This window comes from Mesorhizobium sp. M0037 (assembly GCF_040323635.1).
Lineage (GTDB): Bacteria > Pseudomonadota > Alphaproteobacteria > Rhizobiales > Rhizobiaceae > Mesorhizobium.
In genome coordinates this window covers 1-1,001 of the sequence record NZ_JAMYVB010000055.1, presented here as the reverse complement: position 1 = coordinate 1,001, position 1,001 = coordinate 1, and the positions used below count along the sequence as shown (strand labels likewise).

At 62.5% G+C, this 1,001-nt stretch carries 1 protein-coding gene; it reads right to left on the bottom strand.

The annotated features are described in order from the left end of the window. The coding region (locus NKJ78_RS30760; protein ID WP_352562817.1) for a hypothetical protein at nt 1–750 on the bottom strand (750 nt) is incomplete at its 3' end. Nucleotides 751–1,001: the final 251 nt, after the last annotated feature.

Below are 1,001 nucleotides of genomic sequence, written 5' to 3'. Positions count from 1 at the left end.
CGAGGTGGTCTCCGAGTTGGCGGCAGCGTTCGAGCCCGCGGACTCGCCGCCGCGTGCCGGAAGGCCGGCCTCATAGACGGTGGTCTCTCCTATGAGCCCAATCGATGGCGTGGAGTCCTTTCCCAAGACGCCGATGGTCAACTCGCGTGGCTCCAACTGCCCAAACTGCAGGTCCGTCGGGGGGAGCAAGGCCGAAAGGTCGAATCCGTCACCGATACCGCCTGGGGGAACCGTAAAGTCCCCACCAGCACTGCCCGGGGCACCTCCCGGACCAGCCGACATGGAACCGTCGGCGCCGAAGGCGACATCGACGTGGCTTGCTTCAAGGGCGGCCAGCAAGGCAACGCGCGGCACCTCGACGTCGCCGATGATGAAGGTCGGCACGTTCAGGGCGCCATCCTTGATCGCGATCACCGAGCCGTCGGCCTGTTCGAGCAAAAGGTTGTGGCCGTCGACCTTGATGTTGTCGATGGAAACGCTGGACGGAAGCCTGACCATGTTGCTGGCGTCGGCCACATATTCATGGGGCGCCGCCGCTGCGTTCGCCGCCGCGGGAGCCGCCGGTTGAACGGGCGCGCCGCTTCCGACGTCGACCGGCACCGGTTCGGACGCTGGCGGCGCGGGCGGCTGCGTCGAAGTTGCTTGCGCAACCTGGATCTCTACCGGCGTTGCCTGGCTGCTGTGTTCATTCGGCCCGGAATGCTCGTCGGCCAAACCCGAAAAACTGTCCAAATCGATATTGGTGGTCATTGCTGAAATCCCTCCGGCATTTCCCGGCAAGAGACAGGCACCTCCAAAGAATTGCAACCACTTGTAAGGCTGATTGATATAATCAGGTATGACGCTGCAGTTGAATGTTTAGGCTTAGTTAACTTCCGAGATATACTATGTTATGCGCGACCTGCCGTGAACGGGCGGTCGTGTCCCATCAGGTGGTGTAGCTCGGCGGTAGCGAAGCCGCTCACGAGCGCGCCGTTAGTAGCGCTGTAGCGAGCGAGCGG